We start from the raw sequence: 16,917 nt of genomic DNA, 5'->3' as shown, positions 1-16,917 counted from the left end.
GCATAATCCTGTTATCCATCACATTACCACCAAACCAACTTTACCAGGCAGCGCAACAACCATATTATCTTCAAATGATATAAAAGGGTTGTTTTCAGCAGAGCTTATTAGAGCCGCAAAAACTATTAGCAGAACAGAAAGCACGAGTGTAAATTCACAAACAAATGCCAGTAATATACGCTCTGGCGTTTTCATGCCCGGCGCAGCTACCGGTATACCTTCGGGCTCTGCTTCAGGAAGTCAGCACCGTACAAGTGCTAATAAAAAACGCGATCTAACATCAAGATCAAAACCTGCGACGCTTAGCAAGTAAGAGTTTAACAGCCATCTGATTTCTACACTTGATGCCTCGTACACACTTAACTCTCAAAACACTCGGCACATCATTCACTTTTGCTTTTGTAAGCTGTCAGTAAATATGTGAAATATTTGCCGGCTTTGCAAATTTATTATTTTTTTTCTATATTTTTCAATGGTTTAATAGAAATAAAAAACTGGCACGCCCTTTGCTGATACATGACCAAGCCGGATGACCGGTCTATGGATAAACGTCATGAAACAGGAGAGGTTAAATGGCCTTTTCAATTAATGTAAACGCCAGTGCTCTCGACGCACTGCGTAACTTGAATCAAACAAGCGGCGACCTGCAGGATGTACAAACACGTATTAATACAGGCCTTCGAATTTCATCGGCAAAAGATAATGCTGCCGTGTTTTCTATCGCACAAACGCTTAGAGGTGATCTCCGCGGCCTTTCAGCTGTGGGGCAATCACTTGATCGTGGTATTTCTACAGTTGATGTTGCCCTCGCCGCGGCAAATGCGATCTCCGACCTTTTACTTGACCTTAAAGAACGCGCTGTTGCAGCGTCTGATCAGGGTCTGGATACAGCTAGCCGGAACGCATTATCGCAGGATTTTGTAGCCCTTAGAGACCAAATCACACAAATTACAAGCAATGCAGAGTTTAACGGAAGTAACCTCATTGACAATGGAACAGACGCGATTGTTGCAATCACAAACTCTGACGCAACACAAACGCTGACAGTTGAACACCAGGACCTTACACTTGGTAGTGCAAATATTCCGATCACTGCATCACAGGAAATTTTAACACAAACAACTGCTGCTGCAGCGGTAACAGATGTTAACAACTCTATCGACAATCTCAATGCAGCGCTAACTCGCTTGGGTGCAGGCTCAACATCACTAGAACAAAGCCGCACCTTTGCTGGCCAGCTTTCTGATGTTATCGAAATTGGTATCGGTAACCTCGTTGATGCAGACCTTGCCGTTGAAAGCGCCAACTTACAAGCGCTACAAGTTAAGCAACAGCTCGGCATTCAAGCGCTCTCGATTGCCAACCAATCACCTCAGTCTATTCTGGCGCTATTTAACAACTAAATGCAGTTGTAGTAGACTATTCATGACGTTTTGGAATATTTGGCTTTTGTGCATCAAGCACAATAGCCAAATTTCTACCGTCGAGAAATTGATCTCTATACTATTTTATATATTTAAATTTAATTCAACGCATCACTAAGAACAGTAACGACTTTCTCTACATCAGCTTCAGACATATCAGGAAAAATAGGCAAACTAAGAACTCTATCGTAGTAACGATGCGTGCCCGGCAAATCCTGCTTACCATACAATTTCCTGTAATACGGCTGATTAGATACTGGCACATAGTGCACTTGTGAACCGACGCCTTGCTCTAACATGTACCGCATCAAAGCACCGCGATCACGATTACATAATTCAAAATCAATCAAAACCGCATAAAGATGCCAAGCAGAATTTGAATAAGCAGACCTATCAATAGGCTGCAGGCGATTACTCAGCGACTTAAGTTTTTCGTCATACCAATCTGCAATTTGGCGGCGTTTTTTGATAAAATCATCAAGCTTCTTTAACTGACTAAGTCCTAAAGCACACTGCATATCCGTCGCACGGTAATTGTATGCCAACTTATCCATCTCATAATACCATGGATTGCCGCTACCATCTTCAGCAAAAGCTAGTTTGCCATTTTGCCAGCTTTCCGGATTACGTTCCATCGCGTGACCACGAAGCATACGTAATCGTTGAGCTGCCTTAGCATCGTTCGTGGTAACAACTCCACCTTCCCCCATCGCAATCGACTTAACAGGATGAAGCGAAAATGTTGCATACTCTTCATATTGACCATCACCAGGCCGTCCACCACCGAAGTATTCAGAACCAAGTGCATGGCAGCAATCTGTAATAATTCTGATATCTTTTTTTCTTGCGATAGCCGCTATTTTTTGAATCTCACCAGATTGTCCGTTCATATGAACAGGTAAAACTGCTTTAACTGGTGAATTACTGCGATCAAGTGCATCAGAAAATGTTTCAGCTGTCATCAAGCCACTATCAGGGCAGACATCAGCAAAACAAACGTCAGCTCCCGTCATTCGTACAGCGTTTGCTGTTGCCAGAAATGTAATTGCTGGAACAATTGCCGTGTCACCGGGGCCAAGGCCGCATTCGATAGCAGCCATATGTAATGCTGCGGTACCATTTGAACACACAACTGCATGCTTGGCGCCAATATAACTAGCAAATGCAGTCTCAAATCGTTCAACTTGCGGCCCACATGTCAGCATGCCACTTTTTAAAACATCAACAACGGCCTCAATGTCAGCATCGTCAATTGCATGCCGACCATAGGGAAGAAACTTATCAGCAGACACGGGCTATTCGCCTTGATCAGGTATTGATTTTAACGTTTCCCGAAGACTTTCAACCGTCATCCATGTGTCATTTTGATCGCTAGTATATTCAAAATTTTCAGCCACAAGAGGATACTTGTCTGCTTTATGCGGAGCGCGCTCCCAAAAATCCCATTCAGGTTCAATGATATAACGATCAGGCAAGTCAAGCGTTGTTGGTGCGTTGTGTTCGGTAATCATGAGTTCATGAAGCTTTTCACCAGGCCTGATACCCACCATTTTCATAGCCATATCAGGAGCCAATGCAGTGACCAGGTCTGTAATCTTCATTGATGGAATTTTAGGAACAAAAATTTCACCGCCGCGCATCATATCAATACAACTAATAGTGAAAGCTACAGCCTGATCCAAAGTTACCCAAAACCGTGTCATTCGTTCATCAGTCACAGGCAATTCGGTTGCCCCTTTATTCATCAAGTCTCTGAAAAATGGAATAACACTACCGCGCGAACCGAGAACATTACCGTATCGCACCACCGAAAAACGTGTATTTGTGCCTGAAGCGAGCGCATTTGCAGCAACAAAAATTTTATCTGAAGCAAGTTTGCTCGCACCGTATAAGTTAATCGGGTTAACGGCCTTATCTGTTGACAACGCGATTACTTTACTAACGCCAGCCTGTATAGAAGACTGCACAACATTTTCTGCACCAATCACGTTCGTTCTAATGCATTCAAACGGATTATATTCAGCTAAAGGTACCTGTTTCTGTGCGGCAGCATGAATTACGATATCAATGCCGCGCATAGCCATGACCATACGATCCATATCGCGCACATCACCAATAAAAAAACGAACCTTTTTTTGTTCTTCAGGCGTTAATGAGTTTTGAAGTAAAAAATGATTGTATTCCCCACGAGCAAAAACACTCACTCTTCGAGGGTTATGGTTAGCAAGTAATTGCTTAAGCATGTTTTTGCCAAACGAGCCTGTACCACCGGTTATCAAAACCGATTTATCCGTTAGGTCAACTCCAGCGCCGGTAAAATTCACTTGAACCATAATTTCCCCTACCTCATTTCACTGAGTACATGCAGAAAATGTTATCACTTCCAAAGAGATAGCGAAAGTTATTCTTCACTACCTGCTTGGCTACCTTGCTTACCTAAGGTAATCGAATACTCGACAATCGGGAGTTCGACAGCTGTCAACCCTGACAACGTCTTGTCTCTGTACGTGTCGTCTGTTTCGGCAAGTGTTAGGCATGCACGCACAAAAAAGCTTTCTGCAACTGTTTGTGCCGTAACCAGGCCAACACTTGCTGCATGAGAGCGTTTCATCGCTAGCTTTATAAAATGTGTATCGTCCCCAATCTCTAAGACACCTGAAGTCATACCAAGGCCGTTCGTAGCCGAAACAAGGCGCGACACAGGTACACCGTGGTCAACTTCAATCAAATGCCCGTTTGCAAATAAGCTATGTCTCTCATGCTGCTCTCCACCATTTTTACTCGAATAGTAAAGTGTTTCTCGATTAAAGGCTCGCGGGTTCAATTTAATGTGGCCACAACGAAATGTTCCATGGTTTTGTGGCAGAACATTAGCGCTATAATTAACGGTTATATGTGGATTACGGGTATCTATCACAAGCGTTTTAGTTATGTCGGCCACTTGTCCCACAATCATTATATGATTATTTTTATCAAAAGAAATCTCTGGTTCACACGATACTAAGTCCGTTGATTTTGCCTGTGCTGCTGGTTCACAAACATAATGACCACTATAAAAATCTGCCCCATATGCAATATCATCATAAAATCCGTGTGCAAGTGTTCCTACCAACCCATTTTTTGCAGGTGCGCCCGCGCTTGCCGGTTGGTAGGCGCCAAAACCAAATGATTGAATAGCCAAACCACGTCCGCAATTTAAAGCTAAATGGAAGCTTCCTGCCTCAATGACAAGGAAACGTCCTTCCCGCCTGACAGTTACACCGGCAGGAACATCCGCTTCATCACAAGCAATATCTGTAACAGAAACAGGAGCAACAACCTGGTTTTGCTCGAGCATAGCTTGTATGCTTTGCCAGCGTTTTTCAGTTATGTGGGTACGCCAATCACTCGACCACAGCAAGCACAGTGTACGCCAATCTTTATCATCTGCACCGTTAACAATGAATGCTTCATTAAGTCGCCAACAATGAGTATTTAATACGAGATCATTACGTCCTGTTACAGCCCATCTTAAAACATTATACTTTCGTTGTTTTTTTACTGGTATCGGTGCTTGAGCGGTCTCAAGTTTAATTGCAGTTGCATCAGTTGAGATCATATTCAAGGCATCAGACGGTGTACCAATCACGACCTGCTTACTATTTGCTAGTGCCTGGAACAACAACCCAACTCGCTCATACTCGGGAACAACACCAATATTTGCTTCCGAATTGAAACGACCGGGACGATAATCAAATACTTCTGCATCGCTGGTGTATAAGGGAAAGGCCCTAACCCCTCTGCCAAGCTGTAAACTCAGAAACTCAAAATATTCGTCAGCATCAATTTCATTATGGGCGTATCGCTGAAACTTTTGAAATGAAATTGCATCTGACCATATAACCGGCAATTTAGTTCCATTAGCGCCCTCTATATATTGAGGTTTACGAGAATACTCTTTGTTCCACTGCGGGCTACGGCTTGCGGTTTCAGAGCTGTCCATGATAACGGCACGTGCACCAATTTCGGTATAAAATGGTAATATGCCTGGTGCATAAGCTTGTTCGTTAAATAAGTAGACCTCAGGGGCGATACCAAGAATTTCCTGATAATCCATTAAGCCAAAAGCTAAATTCTTACGGGTTATGTTTGACGGAACAAGAGGTGCAATCATTTGAACATAACCGCTGCCAACAAACTCTATTTGATCGCCTTCAATGCATTGTCGCAAGCACGCTGTCCATGACGGATCAATAGTTTGAATTGTACGCAGCGTGTAACTCGTTGCTTCAATACCAATGCGAAAACCTGAGCGAGCAAGCTCTAATAATGGCCAATAACAGCGTTTAATAACATCAGGTCTATCGCTCTCTTCTATAGAAGAAAACGCCATATTAAGATGGAATACCGTATAGACAACGGGCTGATTCAATTCAGTTTCTTTCATATTTCATATGCATATTGTAACAATACACATGAAGAAAACTTACTATCTCAATTTGAATACTATCTTTTAGATATTAAAGACTGCTTTACGGCGTCAAGAACATGCTCGGTCTTTACTGCTTCATTTAACGTAGGCAGGCTCTGATTACTCGCCCATACCGCATCAGTTCGAACAAGATCCAAGAATGTTTTAACGCTCTCAAACCCATACCCTTCATAGCGGTAACGGCCAAATATATCTTTGATTTTGCAAAAGAAATAAGGGTTAATTTCGGAAACACCGTCATCCTGCCAAATTTGGACACCTCGACGTGTTTGATCCAGATTAACAATACCGTTTTCGCACTGCACTTTCAGAGTTTGTAGGCTTTTAGTTGGTGACCCCTTGGGATTTGACCATCCAACATTCATAGGAACATGTAATGTATGTGTACCATGTTGAAATGTTAAATTTGCCAACACACAATCAAACTGCCCTGTTTTTTCGAAGACTTGGCCTTTGACGCCACTGGTATAAACGGATTTCAAAACCGCATCTGGGTATAAATAGAAAACCTGATCGACATAATGACATCCAATATACGAAAAAACATCGACATCTTTAGCCCAGTCGAACACTTGTGTTGGAAGAATATATGGCTGATGATAATCAACTGAGTAGACTAATGCCTGCCCCAACTCATCTGCCTGTAATTTAGTTTTTAATAAGGCATTAGATGTGTCAAAACGTTTATGGTAATCAACCCATACACGCCCGTTCCGAGCTTTGCATAAATCCTGTAATTCTTTTGCTTCAACTAAATTGCCGGTAAGTGGTTTAACTATCCAAACAGGGCAATTATTTTCGATACACAGCCGTGTATACAGAGCATGAAACTGATCAGGAACCGCAATAAAGCATGAAGCAAGATCGCCGTTTTCGATAACACTGGCAATATCTGCACTCGGGATAAACTCTATTGCAATATCATGCGACAATGCTGAAAACTCATTCAGAATTTCTGCTGCTTTAGCTTTCTTTTCAGGTAATTTTTCTGAAGAGTGGTAACTTAATATAATCGTCTTTTTATGATCATCCTGTGTGTCAAGACACCACTGAACAACAGACCGTAGAATAACACCCGGACCATACATATCATCAAAGACAAAAGACCCCGAACCAACTATCAGTATCTTCATTATTCTCTCACTTCGCATAATGCGGCTGCAATCTCATCAACGACCTCAAGTGCCCGCCGGTCTGCTAGTTTACGATCTTTACTGACACATATCACATAACCTAACCTATCACGATGAGAACGAATAGCAGGCACAACATCAAGGTCATGCAAGTCATCTCTAAACCATGAACTGATAATGTCTTTATCAAGCAATAAATGCTGCAATATTTTATGCTGACGCAATCGCGTCCCTTCAGGCAATATGACAAATCTTTGCGAGACACCTGTATTATGCTTGGGTTTTAGAAAACTGATGTCAGGAGACTGTCCCAGCGCATATTGCATCAGTGGATACAATATATTTATACCCGAGCAGAGAGGCACAACTGTGTCGCAAAACCGACCACCAGATGTCCTGACCGCCATTTCTAAAACGACAATATCTCCATTTGGTTTTATAACAACATCACCTTTAAGAACCCCAGTTTTCAATCCAAAGGCTTTTCGGCAAGCTTCAATTGTTTTTTCAATTTCTGGACGCATGCCCTGTGCATCTTGCCAAGGCATGGAATGTCCATCTTCTATTTGATACGGCCACAAGCCCTTCGTCGTATCGTAGTGACGCTTTGCCGTGCTGGTACTTATAACTTTACTATCAATAGATACGCTTTCAGTGCTTAACTGCTCGCCTGCAATATATTCTTCAACAACAAAGCTTTGTTTATCAAAACAGGCTGAACGGGTAAAATAGTCAGAAAGCTCCAGCTCACCAGCAATGTATTCGACCCCTTGTGCGCCTGCCAATTTTGTTGGTTTTGCAACAAGCGGGAATCCTATTTCTGAGGCCATTTTCTGCCAAACCTCATAGGAACTATTTGCAGGAATACTTCTAAAAGAGGGAATATGGATGCCTGCCTTTTGAAAACACGCTGATCTCAAGCTTTTATCGGTGCCAAGTTCCGCAACATGCACTGGTATTCCCGGTAGCTTCAAATGCTCTGCCACCAATGCACACTCAATTGCCAATTCTGCGGCGTGTACAAAAACCGCACTTACCTTTGAACTTTCAGCTTTTGCTAATAGGGCCTCATGATCCTTGATATTTACCGTATGAAATTCGGTGGCCTCCAATTCGCAGGCTGCTGTATCGTGCCCATCAAAAACAACCACATCAGCACCGAGTTCTTTGGCTATGCGCAATGCATTTAACTGCTCTATGCCGCCGCCCAGTAATAATAATCGCGGTTTCATAATGCAGAACCTTGATCAAATGAAATATAATATTCCAGTTCATATACCGCTTGTGGATGGTGCCCGACATTCAAACTCCATCCATCAAAATTACGCTGAAAAAATTCAAATATACGGCAACAATGCGTTTTTTCGTGATACGCACTGATAGCAATATGCGGGCGATATTTTTTTATAGTTTCAGTCGCACCTTCCAAGAAGGCTAACTCAAAACCTTCTATGTCAACTTTCAGCATTGTTAAGCCTTGCATATCAAGTGCATCAATAGGAAAAACCTCTATTTGTTCCTTATCCACACTCGACACGTTGCTGTTTGCGTTCAACCGTGAACGACTGCTTGCATCCTCGGTATCCTGCCAGATAGTTTCGCGGGATTGACCTGCTGCGATTTGGAGCGGCTCAATGAGGTCTTGATAGCCATGTTCTTTAATAGTTGCTTTCAGCAAGTTAAAATTTTCTCTAAAAGGCTCAACCGCAACTATTTTTGAAAAGCTTCCTGTCTTTGCAAATTCAATAGAGGACACGCCATCATAAGCACCAATATCTCCGCACAAGCCACCCTGCCCGATAGTTTGCCACCATGCTGCGTGCTCATACTGGTTTTTCATTTCAGGTAGCGCTTTCAATGCGTACAAGTTGCCAGTTTCTTTGAAATGCCTCCATGAAGAAAAATAACCTTTTTCTTGATCATTACCTAGCTTTTCAGCCACCACATCAAGTGTCGAATTACTCAGATAACTGTCTGTATATGTAGGGAAAAACATCCCATCCAAATGCGGAAAAACACGTTGAGCATCTATACCTACCCGTTGCAGATAACCCGCAATTTCAAGTTGATATGCTGACACAATGATAATACCGGTATCGTTGTTTTTTGCATCAGATAACACGCTGGGCGCATAAACGTTATAGCCCATAAAATCTGTATTTTGCTTAGTGCTGTCTTTGTCGACAAAGCCGAGAATTTGTTTATCAATTGCTTGCAACAATTCTATTGTACCACTTGCCGCAGGCGTGGCACCGTATAAATAAAACGAAGAGAATCTATCAAATCTTGTGTTAAAGGCACTCATAACTCAGCACCTTTCATGGGATAAGGTTTAGTTGCAAAAACAATTGCAAGACGACCCATATTTGCTTGAGCAAGGCTTTCATAAAACTTAAGCATCACGTCAACATCAACCGTCGCAAGGTTAATATCCAAATTCTTGCGTAACCCATGCAATTCACGACCTAGTTTGGGGTCTTTTGTGTAATCTTGGCCCATGAGCAAAAAGAGTTCCATAGGAAAATTTGTTAATCGTTGCCGAACTGTCAGGCCGCATTGCTCAATTGTGCTAGCAAGACTGTCAAAATTAAAATAATTCAGGTGATGGTCAGGAACGATCCACCATTTTTTCTTTCCAGAATTTTGTACTGCGGCAAGTTGTAAAGCATTGTAATCATTAGGAACTGACACACAAAGTACACCGCCTGGATTCAACAGCTTCTCTGCAAGAGTAATAAGTTTAATTGGTTCTGCGATATGTTCTAAAACTTCGCTTAGATGGATAAAGTCGAATTGCCCTAATTTTGTTGAAGCTTCTGCGTCAAAGAACCCATTTATAACATTAAGCCCGCGCTCTTTGGCATATTTAGCCGCGATCGGTGAAGGTTCTATACCAACAGCATCCCAGCCTGCATCTTGCGCTACCTTCAGAAAATCACCAGGTCCGCACCCAATATCAAGTACCCGACCAGCGCCGCGACCTAGCAAACTATTCGCGATCTTCACCCGAAGGTTAAATTCTGTAGCTTTCCATTCAAAGTCCTCACGTGCTTCTTCCAAATAACGTGACTTTTCTGTCTGGTAAAAATCTTCCTGATAGAAAGCTTCAACTGCCTCAGCCGCAGGTATTGGTATAACATGCGCAAATCCGCAATTTTTACATGCCACAATTTCAATTTCATCATGTTGATCAAGGACAGCGCCAACATGCTCCCCATATAACGGACTGTGCCATTCACGCTGTTGCATGTTGAAGCTTCCGTTTTTCAGTGTGAAATGTTTTTACCGTGTCGGCAAAGCTGTTTGGACCATCTGCCAGTTTTTCAGCAATCTCGCTTAAACCTCTATCATATCCATTGGCATTGAGCTTATTCAGTTTCTCAAAAGCATCGTCAATGTCATCAGCCACTAACTCGGGTAACAGCTCTTTCAGTAACGTCCATTCTTCCTTGGTGGCAGCGCCTATCGGATCAAAAACAACAGTAGGGACACCAGCGCGCAAACATTCATAAAAGGTGACACCGTAAACGCATAAGCTGTACGTGTGCTCACTAATAATTCCGTGCAAGCCCTCTGGTGCGTTTAGAACAACGAAATTTTCTCGGTTTGTATCAATATTTGGTTCATTTGCATACGGACCACGTACCCAAGTAATTTTAGTATCGTCCGCCAGCACATTTCTGATTTGTTCAGGTAATGTTTGAGACAAACCAATCGGGTCAGCACCACCAGTTAAAACGATGACCGACTTCTCTTTAATCATGTCAGGGCGGCAGGAAACTTGATTTGGATCACGCAAAAGGTAACACGACATTCCATAACGCAGTCGTGTGCCTGCAGACTTAATAAGCTTTTGAGGGACATGAACAGATGGCATCCATACCAAGTCAAATAAGTCCGCATTCATAGCCTGAATATCAACGCCAACAATTAATGTTTGATCATTGAGCTTTCCAAGCAACGAATTTGTATGGTGATCTATTGCTTTTAAATCCAGAATAACAACATCATAAATATCACGTATACTACTGAAATTTCTAACGTAATTATGCTTCACATAATCCAGTTCTTTAAAAGAAAATGGATCGGCTTTTATGAAGAGATTTACATCCGCACTTATTTGATTTTTGAGTGCTGATGCAACGACACATGATCGCGTAAGATGCCCCAAGCCCAATTGTGGTCCCGCCTCACATAATATAGCAACACGAAGAGCTGTATCATGAACCGTTTTTTGTCTTACGTTAGCATTGATCGCCACCAACTCCGGTTCAGACTTTAACTTATGAATAAGCCACTTGAGATCCACTAGCGTATTATCTGCGTGATCACAGTACCATTCATTGTATACACGTGTCATAAAGGCATAGTCGTCTGGCGTATCAACTGAAAGGCGGTGCTGAAACTCAGCATAGGCTTGATCTTCAGTCAGGTAAGCAACCTCACTCGGCTCCACTTTATTTAAATGATGATAAACCGCTCCAATATGCTCACGTTCAAATGGCTCATGTGCGACAGAAACCATCGACCGCCAAAAGTTTAGATTAAACACATCGAAGCCTTCATGGATAAAAGGCAGACCAGAATGTGATGGTTTTAACTTTGCAATGCCATCAGAAGGCATACTTATTGATTGTCTAAGAAGCGCGCTAATAGTTGAAGGTTCAACCATAGGACAATCACCGCATACATATACAAATGTTGTTGCATCATATTCTTTAACAACGGCATCTACACGGCCAACAAGGTCATCCTCATCGCCGCCCCAGGCAAAAACATGGGTACCATAACTTTTTGCCCATTCACATAATGGTATATTTTCATCGCTTGCAGTTGTGGCAATGACAATTTCTTCAATTTCTGCAACAGATTGCAACCGGTCAACTAGGCGCGCAATTAATGGTTTACCAACAAGTGGTAGCAGTTGTTTGCCAGGCAGCCTGCTAGACCCTAATCGAGCGCCTATAATTGCGATTACTTTGCTTGCCATGTTGCCCTCAGCTCTCGTAAAGGCCTCAAACCATCAGAAGGGTCAGCACGCCATGGACGGTCATCAATTTCCGCCTTGGTTGGTGCTTTAACTCCCATACCATCCGCTTCTGCTTTCACGGTTTGCCACGCAATAACCGGCGCTATTTCATCAGGCAGCCAACAATGACCTGTTTTGTATTCAGCGCCCTGCTCGTCTAAATCAAGATGGAACTCAATCATGCTTGCGCTCCATTTATCAATCGCGTGGTTAACCACACGGGCGTCGCGAGAATGGTCTGACCAGCCAACGGCACATGATGTTACATCCCGAATAGTTTCAATCGCTGCAAGGTTACAATCTGCCGGTTTCACTGGATATCCAGACACACAGTGCAGCAGCGTTAAATTCTTACCGCCTGCACTGACAAAAACATCTCGTGCATGAATAACTTCATCAAGGGTCGCCATACCAGTCGATAATACGAGCGGCTTACCTGTTTTCGCGCAAGCTTCGATAAGAGCATCCCAAGGCAATTCATAAGACGCAATCTTATAGAAATCCACATATGGCAGCAGTTCTTCAACCGCTTCCAAGTAAAAAGGCGTACAAGAAAACTGGATACCAGCCGTATGTGATGCAGCACTGAGTTCGGGTAAAAACTCAACAGGAAGCTCCCAACTACGCCGGGAGCGATGCTCAGCGCTTTTTGCTAAAATTTCTGGAGCAAATAATTGATCTAACTTAAACAACTGAAACTTTACCGCATCGCATCCGATAGCAGCAGAACGGTTGATAAAGTCAATACAACGATTCAAATCCTGAGCGTGGTTGCTCGAAACTTCTGATATAAAAAAGGGGTTGTTGGCCACTATCAATACCTCGCTACAAACTTGCTAATCGTTGATTAACGCGTTCGCTTAACCGCAGAACGATATCTTCCCAGTCAGTGTCGCCTGTATTGGTTATGATTTCAGCATCCGCAGCAAACGGAACAATGTTATCATGACCAAACTGCCACCAAGGTGTTGAGCCTGACATAAGAAGAGTTGGCGTACCAACAGACATGGCAAACATACCTGGCGCCGAGCATGAAGAAATAACCAGGTCGCATTCAGACATAATAGCCAAGTTGGCTTCGATGTCTGCCTTCAGGTCGACATCGGGAAAATCATGAATTTTTACACCGTGCAGTTTTTCAGCCAACGCCAATTCATTTGCAACGTCTCCGTATTGTACGTTTATAAAGTCAACTTTATCAGACAATGCAAATATCGGCCCCAATGCTTCAATTGACGCATATAGATAGTTTCGGGACGACGTCATAAGGCCACTACGCCAGGCAATACCTATTTTAGGCTTATGACTTATTGAACCTAGTTTTTCTTTAAACGTTTCAGTCAATTGTGGACATGGAGTCAAATATCCATCTGAAGGTGGGCGAATATCATCACTTGTATGCCATGCAAACGAGGCTATTGATGCCACAGGGATATAGTAATCAATATCCAAATCGCCGCTCTTCATTTTATATTCAACATCAGGGAAACTGCGGTAACGATACCCAGACATAATTTTATCAGCATACCGTGCGACAATCGCGTCTGGGAAACGGCGTTGATAAATACTTACAAGCCTTGGGTCACACCCAATTATTAACTTTTTTGCTTCTTTATATATATGTGGCAGATAACTTCCCCACATAACTTCATCGCCAATTCCCTGCTCTGCAGTAACAAATATCGTCTTATCTTTAAGAGGCTCCCCCTGCCACTGGTCAAGTTTGTGCGTATATATCTGTGATTGGTTTGCTCTTCGGCGTACATCCTGACGGTATGCATAATGCTTCCATGCTTCCTGCATCTCACCTTTCATGAAAAGCAAAAGCGCAGCACCGATATGAGGATCAGGGAGGTCTTTATTGTGTTCAGTTGCTCTTAAAGCTAACTCAAGCGCTTTGTCGAATTGATTACGCCGCGTGAATGATATGGAATAGTTGTTGATAACCTTATAGTTATTTGGATCAAGACGCAGTGCCTCTTCAAAGAATACATCCGCAGCATCCAATCCATCACGTTCACGAACCTGAGTGGCCAAAACATTCCAGAGATCAGCGCTTTCCGGAAACAATGGAATAGCTGCCTGTAGCATATTGATGCTTTCATCATACCGACCCAAACTACTATATGCTGTGGCCATTTGTACATAGTACCCCGGTACACGTGGTGCCATTTGAATAAGTTGAGCGCATAGTTTAATCGCAATATCGAAAAAACCCATGTCCAATGCCAAGCGTTGAATGACGTCTATTAATTCAACGGTAGGTTCATTTACTCTCAACGCCCGCTCAAGAACGGCGAGAGCATGATCTCTAACACCTAGCTGAACGAGCGAATGTGCAAGTAGCGTCAGTATAGAAATATCATCAGGCATTGCATCCCAAGCAATAACCAGATGCTTTACTGCTTCAGCCCATTCTTCGTCGCTCGCATGTTTATGCCCAAGTTTTATTGCACGTCTTACGTCTTTTATTGATGTGTTGGTTTTTCTGAACGTGACTTTTTCCTGCTTACTACGCATAGCAGCAGTACTAACTTGTCCATTTTTCATTCTTGCTGCTGACAAAATCATCTCCACAAGAGCTTACGTCATACATTGTTAACGTGTTTCATCATGTTCATTTAACATAATAGTCAAACTATATCCTTGTCATTGCAAAGTGAGTGCCAACTACCTTATTGGCATGAAACCTGCGATAACGCTTGTTATGCAAATAGAAAAACGCATTCAACGATAGTAATTTGCGCAAGCTTGTGCTGTAAATTACCACTGGTAGGCAAATTGGTACTAGCAACCAGAAAAATTGGGAGGCCGGAATGGCATTGAAACTTTCTTTAAAGCCAGACGAAAAACTGGTGATAAATGGCGCAGTAATTGCAAACGCTGACAGACGAGCGACTTTAATTGTTCACAATAAGGCTTCTATTCTTCGAGAAAAGGACATTTTACAGGAAGAAAACGTTAACTCACCAGCTAAGCGGATCTATTTTCCGATTATGTTGATGTACATGGATCAAGCAAATAACAACAAATACTATGATGAATTTGTTTTGCGCATGACTGAGTTTATGAGTGCGATAAGTAATCCGGATGCAATCAATGACTGTGTAAAAATCAGTCGAGATGTGATGGACAAAAATTATTATAAGGCACTGATGACCTGTAAGAAGATAATTGATTTCGAAACAAGCCGTATTGGGGGCGAAACTGGATAACTGAAACGCGGGAAATTTGATGTCTTATCAAGCATACAAGAAAGCCCAAACAACTACGGAAACATCAAGTCAAATTGAGTATAGACTCTTTGCGCAGGTTACAAACGCATTGATGAGCGTAAAAGACTTGGAGTGCACCGACAAGCGCACCATAGAAGCCTTGGACTGGAACAGGCGTATGTGGTCAGTTTTCTCCAGTGACTGCGGCGCAAAAGGTAACGGCCTGCCTGATGATCTGCGCGCCAGTATAATATCTTTGTCTATATGGGCTTCCAAACACACCTCACTTGTAATGCGCGGCCAGGGAAAAGTTGAAGCCCTTATTGACGTAAATAAAATGATTATGGACGGACTTGCCGACCAAGCAAAACTTCAAGCTAATTCATCAAATGCATCACAGCCTGAAACCGCAGCCGATACTAGAGGGCAAGAAAACTCTCGGTCAAACAATCAAACAAACATTAATACTGCAATTAACGCAGTTCTATAACCCTTCACGCTTTCAAAGTACTGACTTTAATATCCTTATATAAGTACATTACACACATGTAATGTAACCAATACCTTTGTATGCATGCCTCGCCATAGGCAAATTATTCCCGTTAGGCACATTTTTCCCGGCAATTTACTGCAAAATTTTCCTACTCGGTATTTTTTGCCGTATCAAAATTTGAATGTAAAAGCTTTAAATTTTATTTAATTCAATAAAAACAGATAGTTATCTATTTTTTGTGGCGGTAAGAAAAATTGGCACACTGTCTGCGTATGTCTGTTCGGAAGCAAAAAGCTTCTAGAGCAAAAGGCTCATACAACTCTCAGAATGGAGATACATAATGGCGTTTTCAGTAAACACCAATGCAGGTGCGTTCCTCGCGCTGCAAAACCTAAACAACACTAACTCACAATTAAGCACTATTCAGACTCAGATTAACACTGGTCTTCGTGTTGCATCTGCTGCAGATGATGCTGCAACATTCGCAATTGCGCAAACACTGCGTAGTGAAGTTGCTGGTCTAAATGCGGTTAGCTCCTCACTTGATCGTGCTCAGTCAACTATTGATGTTGCTCTTGCCGCCGGTGAAGCTGTATCTGATCTATTGATCGAACTGCGCCAAAATGCAGTTGCTGCATCAGATTCCGGTCTTGATACTGCCAGCCGTAATGCACTCAACAATGATTTTACGCAGCTGCGTGATCAAATTACTTCAATCGTTCAGAACGCCGAATTTAACGGCACTAACGTTGTGAACACTGGTGGTGATGCGATTGTAGCGATTACCAATGATAGTGGTACAAACACCATTACAGTCGGTGCGCAAGATCTGTCACTTGGTGGCGGTAACGTAACAATTACTGCTACTCAGGACATTAACACACAAACAGAAGCTGCAGCAGCGGTAACGGCGATTGATGCGTCAATTGCAAACGTTAACACCTCACTGTCTGCATTGGGTTCAGGTTCAAACCGACTTGAGCTACAGCAAACGTTTGTAACGCAACTGTCTGACTCAATCGAAGTTGGTATTGGTAACCTTGTAGACGCCGACCTTGCACAAGCAAGTGCAGATCTGCAGTCGTTGCAGGTACGACAACAGCTTGGCCTACAAGCCTTGTCGATTGCAAACCAGGCACCATCGGCAGTTCT

General features: G+C 42.7%; 15 protein-coding genes. 4 read left to right on the top strand and 11 right to left on the bottom strand.

Annotated features, from left to right (window positions below; all coding sequences use genetic code 11):
- Positions 1 to 18: 18 nt before the first annotated feature.
- Positions 19 to 195, bottom strand: coding sequence for a hypothetical protein (locus tag OEU88_RS09770; protein WP_262694981.1), 177 nt, complete (start codon positions 193 to 195; stop codon positions 19 to 21).
- Positions 196 to 572: 377 nt separating this feature from the next.
- On the opposite strand from OEU88_RS09770, the gene OEU88_RS09765 reads away from it, so the two are divergent.
- Positions 573 to 1,403, top strand: a complete 831-nt coding sequence (locus tag OEU88_RS09765) for a flagellin (protein ID WP_262694980.1) — start codon at positions 573 to 575, stop codon at positions 1,401 to 1,403.
- A 119-nt stretch (positions 1,404 to 1,522) separates the two neighbouring features.
- Here the strand turns inward: OEU88_RS09765 and pseC are convergent, their stop codons facing one another.
- The 10 genes from pseC to OEU88_RS09715 all read right to left on the bottom strand — a co-directional run bounded on the left by pseC (position 1,523) and on the right by OEU88_RS09715 (position 14,607).
- Positions 1,523 to 2,716 (bottom strand): UDP-4-amino-4,6-dideoxy-N-acetyl-beta-L-altrosamine transaminase, encoded by a 1,194-nt coding sequence (gene pseC / locus OEU88_RS09760; RefSeq protein ID WP_262694979.1) that lies wholly within the window; start codon positions 2,714 to 2,716, stop codon positions 1,523 to 1,525.
- 3 nt (positions 2,717 to 2,719) lie between these two features.
- Positions 2,720 to 3,757, bottom strand: coding sequence for a UDP-N-acetylglucosamine 4,6-dehydratase (inverting) (pseB, locus tag OEU88_RS09755; protein WP_262694978.1), 1,038 nt, complete (start codon positions 3,755 to 3,757; stop codon positions 2,720 to 2,722).
- A gap of 68 nt (positions 3,758 to 3,825) precedes the next feature.
- Positions 3,826 to 5,850 carry a hypothetical protein gene (locus OEU88_RS09750; RefSeq protein ID WP_262694977.1) on the bottom strand — a complete coding sequence of 675 codons (2,025 nt, stop codon included), beginning with the start codon at positions 5,848 to 5,850 and terminating at the stop codon, positions 3,826 to 3,828.
- Between the two features lie 59 nt (positions 5,851 to 5,909).
- The gene (locus tag OEU88_RS09745; RefSeq protein WP_262694976.1) at positions 5,910 to 7,028 is read right to left on the bottom strand and encodes a Gfo/Idh/MocA family protein; all 1,119 of its coding nucleotides are present in this window, start codon (positions 7,026 to 7,028) and stop codon (positions 5,910 to 5,912) included.
- The gene (locus OEU88_RS09740) at positions 7,028 to 8,260 is read right to left on the bottom strand and encodes an ATP-grasp domain-containing protein (RefSeq protein ID WP_262694975.1); all 1,233 of its coding nucleotides are present in this window, start codon (positions 8,258 to 8,260) and stop codon (positions 7,028 to 7,030) included. The genes OEU88_RS09745 and OEU88_RS09740 overlap by 1 nt, the downstream gene beginning before the upstream one ends.
- A complete protein-coding gene (locus OEU88_RS09735; protein ID WP_262694974.1) occupies positions 8,257 to 9,333 on the bottom strand; it encodes an FkbM family methyltransferase in 1,077 nt (358 codons plus the stop codon). Before OEU88_RS09735 ends, OEU88_RS09740 begins: the two co-directional genes overlap by 4 nt.
- Positions 9,330 to 10,277 (bottom strand): class I SAM-dependent methyltransferase, encoded by a 948-nt coding sequence (locus OEU88_RS09730; RefSeq protein WP_262694973.1) that lies wholly within the window; start codon positions 10,275 to 10,277, stop codon positions 9,330 to 9,332. Before OEU88_RS09730 ends, OEU88_RS09735 begins: the two co-directional genes overlap by 4 nt.
- Positions 10,264 to 12,018, bottom strand: coding sequence for a cytidylyltransferase domain-containing protein (locus tag OEU88_RS09725; RefSeq protein ID WP_262694972.1), 1,755 nt, complete (start codon positions 12,016 to 12,018; stop codon positions 10,264 to 10,266). The genes OEU88_RS09730 and OEU88_RS09725 overlap by 14 nt, the downstream gene beginning before the upstream one ends.
- Positions 12,003 to 12,872, bottom strand: a complete 870-nt coding sequence (locus tag OEU88_RS09720) for an N-acetylneuraminate synthase family protein (RefSeq protein ID WP_394805259.1) — start codon at positions 12,870 to 12,872, stop codon at positions 12,003 to 12,005. The genes OEU88_RS09725 and OEU88_RS09720 overlap by 16 nt, the downstream gene beginning before the upstream one ends.
- Positions 12,873 to 12,882: 10 nt before the next feature.
- Entirely contained in the window at positions 12,883 to 14,607 is a 1,725-nt protein-coding gene (locus OEU88_RS09715; RefSeq protein ID WP_262694970.1) for a tetratricopeptide repeat protein, read from the bottom strand.
- A 266-nt stretch (positions 14,608 to 14,873) separates the two neighbouring features.
- Here OEU88_RS09715 and flbT point away from each other — a divergent pair, with 266 nt between their 5' ends.
- The 3 genes from flbT to OEU88_RS09700 form a co-directional block, all read left to right on the top strand.
- On the top strand, positions 14,874 to 15,272 hold the full coding sequence (flbT, locus tag OEU88_RS09710; RefSeq protein ID WP_262694969.1) for a flagellar biosynthesis repressor FlbT: 399 nt from the start codon (positions 14,874 to 14,876) through the stop codon (positions 15,270 to 15,272).
- 19 nt (positions 15,273 to 15,291) lie between these two features.
- Entirely contained in the window at positions 15,292 to 15,762 is a 471-nt protein-coding gene (gene flaF, locus OEU88_RS09705) for a flagellar biosynthesis regulator FlaF (protein ID WP_262694968.1), read from the top strand.
- Positions 15,763 to 16,105: 343 nt separating this feature from the next.
- Positions 16,106 to 16,917, top strand: an 812-nt coding sequence (locus OEU88_RS09700) for a flagellin (RefSeq protein ID WP_262694967.1), incomplete at its 3' end; no start/stop codon positions are given.

It is taken from the genome of Kordiimonas aquimaris (assembly GCF_025574485.1).
In the GTDB taxonomy this organism is placed as follows: domain Bacteria; phylum Pseudomonadota; class Alphaproteobacteria; order Sphingomonadales; family Kordiimonadaceae; genus Kordiimonas; species Kordiimonas aquimaris.
This window is presented reverse-complemented; position numbering and strand designations above follow the sequence as displayed.

What these genes read in the sequence shown, in the direction of transcription:
- OEU88_RS09770 (WP_262694981.1), bottom strand. Translation starts at nt 195, where the DNA reads ATGAAAACGCCAGAGCGTATATTACTGGCATTTGTTTGTGAATTTACA.
- OEU88_RS09765 (WP_262694980.1), top strand. Translation starts at nt 573, where the DNA reads ATGGCCTTTTCAATTAATGTAAACGCCAGTGCTCTCGACGCACTGCGT.
- pseB (WP_262694978.1), bottom strand. Translation starts at nt 3,757, where the DNA reads ATGGTTCAAGTGAATTTTACCGGCGCTGGAGTTGACCTAACGGATAAA.
- OEU88_RS09750 (WP_262694977.1), bottom strand. Translation starts at nt 5,850, where the DNA reads ATGAAAGAAACTGAATTGAATCAGCCCGTTGTCTATACGGTATTCCAT.
- OEU88_RS09745 (WP_262694976.1), bottom strand. Translation starts at nt 7,028, where the DNA reads ATGAAGATACTGATAGTTGGTTCGGGGTCTTTTGTCTTTGATGATATG.
- OEU88_RS09740 (WP_262694975.1), bottom strand. Translation starts at nt 8,260, where the DNA reads ATGAAACCGCGATTATTATTACTGGGCGGCGGCATAGAGCAGTTAAAT.
- OEU88_RS09735 (WP_262694974.1), bottom strand. Translation starts at nt 9,333, where the DNA reads ATGAGTGCCTTTAACACAAGATTTGATAGATTCTCTTCGTTTTATTTA.
- OEU88_RS09730 (WP_262694973.1), bottom strand. Translation starts at nt 10,277, where the DNA reads ATGCAACAGCGTGAATGGCACAGTCCGTTATATGGGGAGCATGTTGGC.
- OEU88_RS09725 (WP_262694972.1), bottom strand. Translation starts at nt 12,018, where the DNA reads ATGGCAAGCAAAGTAATCGCAATTATAGGCGCTCGATTAGGGTCTAGC.
- OEU88_RS09715 (WP_262694970.1), bottom strand. Translation starts at nt 14,607, where the DNA reads ATGAAAAATGGACAAGTTAGTACTGCTGCTATGCGTAGTAAGCAGGAA.
- flbT (WP_262694969.1), top strand. Translation starts at nt 14,874, where the DNA reads ATGGCATTGAAACTTTCTTTAAAGCCAGACGAAAAACTGGTGATAAAT.
- flaF (WP_262694968.1), top strand. Translation starts at nt 15,292, where the DNA reads ATGTCTTATCAAGCATACAAGAAAGCCCAAACAACTACGGAAACATCA.